The organism is Evansella tamaricis (genome assembly GCF_019042215.1).
Taxonomy (GTDB): Bacteria; Bacillota; Bacilli; order Bacillales; family Salisediminibacteriaceae; genus Evansella; species Evansella tamaricis.
Genome location: NZ_JAHQCS010000138.1, coordinates 1 through 8,601 on the forward strand (window position 1 = coordinate 1; position 8,601 = coordinate 8,601).

The 8,601-nt window shown below is 38.5% G+C and carries 10 protein-coding genes; 9 read left to right on the forward strand and 1 reads right to left on the reverse strand.

Annotation, left to right across the window (positions count from 1 at the left end; all coding sequences use genetic code 11):
- Positions 1 to 266: 266 nt before the first annotated feature.
- Positions 267 to 401: a YpzI family protein gene (locus tag KS419_RS17135; protein WP_217067615.1), complete on the reverse strand. Its 135-nt coding sequence runs from the start codon at positions 399 to 401 to the stop codon at positions 267 to 269.
- Positions 402 to 495: 94 nt separating this feature from the next.
- On the opposite strand from KS419_RS17135, the gene KS419_RS17140 reads away from it, so the two are divergent.
- From KS419_RS17140 to spoIVA, 9 genes are all read left to right on the forward strand, one after another.
- Positions 496 to 1,134 carry a YphA family membrane protein gene (locus KS419_RS17140; RefSeq protein ID WP_217067616.1) on the forward strand — a complete coding sequence of 213 codons (639 nt, stop codon included), beginning with the start codon at positions 496 to 498 and terminating at the stop codon, positions 1,132 to 1,134.
- A 193-nt stretch (positions 1,135 to 1,327) separates the two neighbouring features.
- On the forward strand, positions 1,328 to 2,644 hold the full coding sequence (gene der / locus KS419_RS17145) for a ribosome biogenesis GTPase Der (protein ID WP_217067617.1): 1,317 nt from the start codon (positions 1,328 to 1,330) through the stop codon (positions 2,642 to 2,644).
- A gap of 37 nt (positions 2,645 to 2,681) precedes the next feature.
- Positions 2,682 to 3,305 (forward strand): glycerol-3-phosphate 1-O-acyltransferase PlsY, encoded by a 624-nt coding sequence (gene plsY / locus KS419_RS17150; protein ID WP_217067618.1) that lies wholly within the window; start codon positions 2,682 to 2,684, stop codon positions 3,303 to 3,305.
- 3 nt (positions 3,306 to 3,308) lie between these two features.
- Entirely contained in the window at positions 3,309 to 4,334 is a 1,026-nt protein-coding gene (locus tag KS419_RS17155; RefSeq protein WP_217067619.1) for an NAD(P)H-dependent glycerol-3-phosphate dehydrogenase, read from the forward strand.
- Positions 4,335 to 4,408: 74 nt separating this feature from the next.
- The gene (locus KS419_RS17160; RefSeq protein WP_246594233.1) at positions 4,409 to 4,678 is read left to right on the forward strand and encodes a stage VI sporulation protein F; all 270 of its coding nucleotides are present in this window, start codon (positions 4,409 to 4,411) and stop codon (positions 4,676 to 4,678) included.
- 249 nt (positions 4,679 to 4,927) lie between these two features.
- Positions 4,928 to 5,113, forward strand: coding sequence for a DUF2768 domain-containing protein (locus KS419_RS17165; protein ID WP_246594234.1), 186 nt, complete (start codon positions 4,928 to 4,930; stop codon positions 5,111 to 5,113).
- Positions 5,114 to 5,155: 42 nt separating this feature from the next.
- Positions 5,156 to 5,875, forward strand: coding sequence for a hypothetical protein (locus tag KS419_RS17170; RefSeq protein WP_217067621.1), 720 nt, complete (start codon positions 5,156 to 5,158; stop codon positions 5,873 to 5,875).
- Between the two features lie 290 nt (positions 5,876 to 6,165).
- Complete coding sequence (locus KS419_RS17175) at positions 6,166 to 6,315, forward strand: hypothetical protein (protein WP_217067622.1); 150 nt, start codon at positions 6,166 to 6,168, stop codon at positions 6,313 to 6,315.
- Between the two features lie 244 nt (positions 6,316 to 6,559).
- Entirely contained in the window at positions 6,560 to 8,038 is a 1,479-nt protein-coding gene (spoIVA, locus tag KS419_RS17180) for a stage IV sporulation protein A (RefSeq protein WP_217067623.1), read from the forward strand.
- The last annotated feature ends 563 nt before the right edge of the window (positions 8,039 to 8,601 follow it).

The window sequence follows — 8,601 nt, forward strand, 5'->3', positions numbered from 1 at the left end:
GATCACTTCAGGACTTTTCGGAAGCCAAAAAGCGGCTTCTGTCAAAGTCCTTCCAGTGACTTTCGCCCGTGACCAAGGCGCTTGCGCTTTTCTTAAAAGATAAGAAAGTAAAAGTGTTTGCACCTTCGGGCAAGTTGTCTAGCTCCAGCGCCTACTCGCTGCGGGGCACTTCGGAAGTGACAACCGAAGTCAGAGAGCGGACTTCTAGTTGTCATTCCTCCACTGCCCTACGCTCGTGACCATAGGCGCTTGCGCTTTTCTTATTATCAAGTCCGTTGTCTCTTTCTTGCTGCATCTGCAGATTCCAATTTACTGCTTCCTGGATAGTGAAGTGACTGATCTCTGTCAGTCTCCACACGACCTTCTTTTATAAGTTTTTTACTTTGACGGTCTTTTCCCAATGAATTACCCTCCTTTTCAGACATTTAAGTATATTTTCCCCATGTTTCTGCCCATTATGATATGGAAGATGTTTATAAAAGGAGGGACATGAAGATGGACGGATTCTGGTTTTATTGGTTTTGTTGGCTTATGGCTATTTTAGTTTATTTTTTTGATGATATAAAAAAAAGAAGAGATTTAAATCTTTCCCTTGTTTTAATATTGATTATCAGTTCCATCCTGACATTTTCTATTCCTTTTATCTCCATCGAGGTCAGGGCTTCCTTGGTGGTATTTATAGTACTGTCACTTAAACATTTTCTTGAATCTAAAAAGGTTCAATTATTTTATCATTCTATTATTTGTATGATGGTAAGTGGGGTCTTCCTCGGTGTCCATTACTTCATATATTTTGAGCCTGTCTGGTTATATGTGTCCCCGTTAATGATGATTAGCTGTGGGTCCTTAGTGGTTGTTCTCCTACTCGTAAAACAGTTTATGTACCGGATTTCTGTAATGATTTTTGGTGCTTTACAAGGAGAAGTTCTTTTAACTCTGTTTTTATGGAATGATGCTCATCCCACGCTAGACTATATTATTGTGGGAGATTTTTACTTTTTGGATATTTTATCCATTTCCCTTTTGATGATTGTCATGTGGGAAGGGATTGAAAGGCTTTCGGAAAGACTAAAAGCTAAATGGAATCAAGGGAATATATTACCTCCTACAAGGAAAAGAAAATTAAATGCATAACTTATTTAAAAAAATTAGTACCAGATAATAAAAAATCAATTGTTAAAGTAGAATAGCATTTGATATAATATTGTAGCTTACATATCCTTTCCTGTATGAGGGAAGGTTTTTCAATATGCAATGAAAAAACGATATATTGTGTAGAATATATATGACAAACGTATTTTTTTTATGGAAAGGTGAGGAAAATAAAGTGCCAAAACCAGTTTTAGCAATTGTAGGAAGGCCGAATGTAGGGAAATCAACAATTTTTAATCGAATTGTGGGTGAGAGAATAGCCATCGTAGAAGATAAGCCAGGGGTGACTAGGGACCGCATCTATAGTTCGGCAGAGTGGTTAAACCATGATTTTCATATTATTGATACAGGTGGAATTGAAATAAATGATGAGCCATTGATGGTCCAAATGCGATATCAGGCGGAAATAGCAATTGATGAGGCAGATGTTATTTGTTTTATTGTAAATGGGAGAGAAGGAGTAACTGCTGCCGATGAGGAAGTTGCTCAATTGTTATTCCGATCTAAAAAACCAATTGTTTTAGGTGTCAATAAAATGGACGACCCCTCTATGCATGAACGCTTATATGAATTTTATAGTCTTGGAATTGGTGAACCATTTCCCATTTCCGGTTCACATGGAATTGGACTTGGTGATTTCCTTGATGAGGCAGCAAAACATTTTCCGAAGGATGCCGATGACACTTACGACGAGGATACGATCCGAATCAGTCTTATTGGGAGACCGAATGTTGGCAAGTCCTCTCTAGTTAATGCCATATTAGGGGAAGAAAGGGTTATTGTCAGTGATATACCCGGAACAACAAGAGATGCCATTGATACCCCATTTACCAAAGATGAACAAGAATATGTTGTTATTGACACAGCTGGTATGAGAAAAAAGGGAAAAGTGTACGAAAGTACGGAAAAATATTCTGTTCTTCGATCATTAAAGGCTATTGAGCGGTCAGATGTTGTTTTAATGGTTCTAAACGCGGAAGAAGGAATAATTGAACAAGATAAAAAAATTGCAGGATACGCCCATGAAGCTGGACGGGCTGTAGTCCTTGTTGTTAATAAATGGGATGCAGTAGAAAAAGATGATAAAACAATGAGGGAATTTGAACAGAAAATAAGAGATCATTTTTTATATTTAGATTATGCTCCCATTCTGTTTCTTTCTGCAAAAACAAAACGTAGAATGCAGAATTTACTTCCAATGGTGAAAGAAGTGAGTGAAAACCATAATATGCGTGTTCAAACACATGTATTAAATGATGTTATTGTTGATGCAGTAACAATGAACCCAACACCAACAGATCATGGGGGGAAACGACTTCGGATCAGTTATGGTACACAAGTTGCAGTTGCTCCACCAACTTTTGTGTTATTTGTGAATGATCCTGAATTATTACATTTTTCGTATCGAAGGTATCTTGAAAATAAAATTAGAGCAACTTTTAATTTTTCTGGTACACCTATTCGGATTGTGGCAAGAAAAAAGAACGATTAACTAAAATTAATTATTTAGATTGGAGGTGCGGGAGTAGATGACAGCATTTTTAGCAATTTTATTTTCGTATCTGCTTGGCTCCATAAGCTTCAGCTATGTAATAGCTAAGAAATTAAGGCAAGTGGATATCAGACAGCACGGTAGTGGAAATGCCGGTGCAACAAATACCCTCCGTGTCTTGGGGGTTGGACCAGCCATCACTGTTTTATTATTGGATTGCGGTAAAGGAGTAGCAGCTGTCTACTTAGGTTTATGGTTCACTGATGGTAATTCACTAATAGCAGCTACAAGTGGCCTTGCAGCAATAGCAGGACATAATTGGCCTATTTATTATGGGTTTCGTGGTGGGAAAGGGGTGGCTACCACTATAGGCGTATTAGCAACATTAATTTTTTACGTGGCTTTAATAGCCGGTATTGTTGCTATCCTTTCCATTGTAATAACAAGATATGTTTCCTTAGGATCCATTATTTTCATGGTAGGATCAACCATCTTAACTATTTTTTTCTGGGACTTTTTCAACTATCCTACTTATTATATTTACTTTATATTAGTGATTACTTTGTTCTCCCTATGGAGACATCGGTCAAATATTGTTAGATTGGTAAAGGGAAATGAGAGTAAAATTGGAGCAAAAAAAAATACAGAAAAAGGGGGATAACCGATGTCCAAGGTTGCTGTATTAGGATCTGGAAGCTGGGGAACTGCCCTTTCTATTGTTTTAGCAGATAATGGGCATGATGTACGTTTGTGGGGACGCTCCCAAAAACAGGCAGAAGAAATTAATCAACACCATTATAATAATCAATACTTAACAGATGTAAAATTACCAAGCTCTATTGTAGCTTATACCGATTTAGAGGCATCATTACATGATGCAGATACTATACTCCTGGTTGTCCCAACGAAAGCAATGAGGGATGTCCTCGGGGAACTGAGGAACTATCTTGACCGTCCACTCCCTTTTATCCATGCTAGTAAAGGAATTGAACCTGGAACCCATTTCAGAATTTCTGAAATCATTGAAGAAGAAGTTCCACAACATTTAAGATCTTCTGTTGCGGTAATCTCTGGTCCCAGTCACGCGGAGGAGGTGGCTCTTCGTCAACCTACAACCATAACCAGTTCTTCATTAAATCCGGAAGCTGCGAAATACGTCCAGGATCTATTCATGACCAATCATTTCCGGGTTTATACTAACCCTGATTTGATTGGAGTAGAAATTGGAGGAGCTCTAAAAAATATTATTGCCATTGGGGCAGGGATGACTAATGGACTAGGATTCGGTGATAATGCGAAGGCGGCATTAATGACAAGAGGGTTAGCTGAGATTGCCCGTCTTGGTTTAAAATTAGGAGCATCCCCCTTAACGTTCGCTGGTCTATCGGGGTTAGGGGATCTAATTGTAACTTGTACAAGTGTACATAGCCGAAATTGGCGAGCAGGAAATATGCTCGGTAAAGGCAAGAGTATTGATGAAGTATTAAATGAAATGGGTATGGTTGTAGAAGGAATTAGAACGACGAAGGCTGCTTATGAGCTCGCAAAGAAAGAAAAGGTGGAAATGCCGATCACAAATGTCCTTTATGATGTCTTATTCCACGATAAATCGACGAAAGAAGCAGTGTCTGAACTAATGGGCAGAGTAAAAAAACATGAGGTTGAAGATTTAAAGATTGATCCTTTATAATTTCGTTGGAGATTCACATAGCGCCCTACTTTTTCATATGATATGTTGACATCTTGTATGAGGAGGGCTTTATTTTGGGAGAAAACAATAATATTTTTGATCAGGTACAGAAAAAAACGAATGTAAAGCAAGAAGATTTATTTAAGTTAGCAAATTCTGTTAACACCTCTGATCTACAAAACGAGGAAAGTGTCCGGCAATTAATTCATCAAGTTGCCAGTGTAGCAAATGTTTCTGTCTCAAAGGAAAAAGAAGATGAGTTGGTCAAGGCAATAACAGGAAATAATGTTCCGATGGATTTTTCAAGCTTGGCAAAAATGTTTAAACAGGATAAGAATAAATAGGCGTTTATTTTATCGAACCCCTTTTCTCAAGCATATACTAAAAATGGAACCTAGCCAAAATCAGGGCTGTTTTACAAAGGTAAGTATTTAGTCGTCAGGCTGAAGAAAAGTGCCCCTCTTCTTCAGCCTTTTTCTTATGTCATTTATCCTTTCAAATAGCTTTGTACTATTCTCTATGCTATAATAAATCGGTATATTTACTATAGGAATGATGTAAACGGGGTGAGATTTATGCTGGGAGATCCTTTGATGAAAATGTGGATTTCTTTCTTTGCAATGGGATTAATGTTTGTTTCTGTCATTGTTACAATTGTAACTAAGGAAAAATTAAGGGGCTTTATCCGCTATTTGTTATTGTCATTTAGTTTCATTTGTTTAATGGTAGCAGGTATTATTATTTTTCTTGTTGTTTTTAGTGGACCGGTTCCTGATTAAATACATAGAACCTATTATCTTTACAGTAAGGTAGGTATTATCATGAAATTGTACTGGAAATGTTTTGTTATATTACTAATAGTGGTGTTAATGTCAGGATGTTTATACCCGGATGAACGCCGTGTGGAAAATAGTATTCCATATAGTGACCAATTACAATCTGTTGAGTCTGCAGTGTTACAATACCGTCAAGATAGTGGTGTTCTTCCAATTAAAACAAGAGATTCAGATACTCCCATATTCCGAAAATATCCAGTAGATTTTTCGAGATTAGTACCAAGATATTTACAATCAGCACCTGGGAATTCCTTTGAAAGTGGTGGTGTGTTTCAATACGTATTAGTCCATCCAGAAGAAGTGCCTCAAGTTAAGGTTATTGATTTAGTTATGGTACGGGAGATTCAAGAATTCCAAAGACGAATTCAGGAATATAGAAGAGTAAATTCCTATGCCCCTGTTGCAGAATTTGTTGGAGACGAACTATTAAAATTAGATCATGAAGCATTAAATTACGAGGATGCACCTTCGGTCAAAAGTCCTTTTCATCCAACTCACAGATTGCCATTGCTGATGGAAACTAATGGGAATATCGTTATTGATTACTCCATAGATATACAATTTTTTATTGAAGAATTTGGAATGGGTGAGTATGTAGAGGGAGATGACTTGCGCTGGTTATTAGTGGACAACTCCCCCTTTGTCCCTGTATATTCCGTCCCTCAGACGATGAAAGAAGGACAAATTGTTTTTAAACAAAGATAATAAAAATATATTCATTTAATTATACAATTGGATATTAAAAAAACCTGTAATATAACTATATATTCTATGTTCTAAAGGGCCTCCCTTCTCAATATACATACAAGAGAAAGGGAGGCTTTTTTAAAGGTAAGAATTTATAAGTTTTTGCACCTTCGGGCAAGATGTCTAGCTCCAGCGCCTACTCGCTGCGGGGCACTTCGAAAGTGACAACTGAAGTCAAAGATCGGACTTCTAGCTACTTCTTCGAATTCGCTGTCCAACGAGCGTTTACTTCACGAGGATGCTTCGAGTTGCCTCAACGGACAGGACGTCCTAATATCGGGCATGGCACAGGACGTGACGTTTTGCCCGATGGACGGATAAACTTCAGAGCAATGCTAGTAGAGGAAGAGGCACTGCCCTACGCTCGTGACCAAGGCGCTTGCGCTTTTCTTATTTAACACTGTAACCCTTCAAAATCACAGTAGGGGAATTACATTATGATCATACAGGGGATGTGGTAATGATAGTGATCAATTCTTATAACATTGTCGGTAATTATTTGTTATAGAAACTGGAAAAAACCAATAACCTTGTCATATTTATTGGACAACATCATAAATATATATTGTATTTCTATCGTAATGTACAAGGATGCTAAAGGATAATCGAATCTATTTTTTAATTTGATCGGGAGGGGATTTTGTGGAAAAAATTGATATTTTCAAAGATATTGCTGAACGAACAGGTGGTGATATTTATCTGGGAGTTGTAGGTTCTGTTCGGACAGGAAAATCAACATTTATTAAGAAATTTATGGAACTTGCAGTAATTCCTAATATTGAAAGCGAAGCGGATCGTGTGCGGGCACAGGATGAACTTCCTCAAAGCGCAGCCGGAAAACAGATTATGACAACGGAACCAAAGTTTGTTCCTAATCAAGCAGTCACTATCCATGTGGATGAAGGGTTAGATGTAAACGTTCGTGTCGTCGATAGTGTGGGGTACGCTGTTCCTGGTGCAAAGGGCTATGAGGATGAAAATGGTCCTAGGATGATTAATACTCCATGGTATGAAGACCCAATCCCTTTCCATGAAGCAGCTGAAATTGGAACACGTAAGGTTATTCAAGAGCATTCTACCTTAGGGGTTGTCGTAACGACAGATGGATCCATCGGTGAAATTCCCCGTCATGACTATGTGGAATCAGAAGAACGTGTAATTGAAGAATTAAAAGAAGTGGGAAAACCTTTTATAGTGCTCGTAAACAGTGTTCATCCGCAGCATCCTGATACGGAACAATTACGGGTAGATCTACAGGGGAAACATGACGTACCGTGCATTGCAATGAACATTGAGGGGATGAACGAGCAAGATATAAATACCGTATTACGAGAGGTACTATTTGAGTTCCCTGTTCATGAAGTGAATGTTAACTTGCCTAGCTGGGTTATGGTTTTAAAAGAAGAGCATTGGTTAAGGGAAAATTATGAAGTTGCAGTAAGGGAAACAGTTAAAGATATAAAACGTTTGAGAGATGTTGATCGGGTTGTAGGCCAATTTTATGAATATGAATTTATTGAGCAGGCCCAATTAGCAGGAATCGAAATGGGTCAAGGTGTTGCAGAGATCGATCTTTATGCCCCAGATGATCTATACGATCAAATTCTAAAAGAAGTGGTAGGGGTTGAAATAAGAGGTAAAGATCATCTTCTGGAATTAATGCAGGATTTCGCTCATGCAAAAGCAGAATTCGATCAAGTTGCAGAAGCCCTTAAAATGGTTAAACAAACGGGTTATGGTATCGCTGCCCCGTCCATTACAGATATGAGTTTGGATGAGCCTGAAATCATTCGCCAAGGTTCGAGATTCGGTGTTCGTTTGAAGGCAGTTGCTCCTTCTATTCATATGATCAAAGTAGATGTGGAATCTGAATTTGCTCCAATTATTGGAACCGAAAAGCAAAGTGAGGAGTTAGTCCGATACTTAATGCAAGATTTTGAAGAAAATCCGTTATCCATTTGGAATTCTGATATATTTGGACGCTCACTGAATTCCATTGTGAGGGAAGGAATATCTGCTAAATTATCGTTAATGCCGGAAAATGCTCGATATAAATTAAAAGAGACGTTAGAAAGAATCATCAATGAAGGTTCAGGTGGTTTAATAGCAATTATTTTATAACTCTCCATTTGGAGAGTTTTTTTTTGAGGTAAGCATATATAAGTTTTTGCACCTTGGGGCATTGTCTAGCTTCAGCGCCTACGCGCATGGGAACTGAAAAAGTGGTGCTCTTCCACTTTTACAGTCCCTAAGGCACTTCGGAAGTGACAACTGAAGTCGAAGAGCGGACTTCTAGTTGTCATTCCTCCACTGCCCTACGCTCGTGATCCTAGGCGCTTGCGCTTTTCTTAAAAGGTAAAAATTTAGAAGTTTTGCACCTTCGGGCAAGTTGTCCAGCTCCAGCGCCTACTCGCATGGGAACTGAAAAAGTGGTGCTCTTCCACTTTTACAGTCCCTAAGCAATGAGTGTAGCCGTCGCAATCTTTAAAAAGCATGATAGGAGTGGTTTTCTCCTATCATGCGAGCGACGAGCGCAGCCATTGCCAAACTAATAAAAGGAACTGAAAAAGTGGTTTTAAACTTTTTCAGTTCCTTCATATTCGCTGCGGGGCACTTCGGAAGTGACAACTGAAGTCGAAGAGCGGACTTCTAGTTGTCATTCCTCCACTGCCCTACGCTCGTGA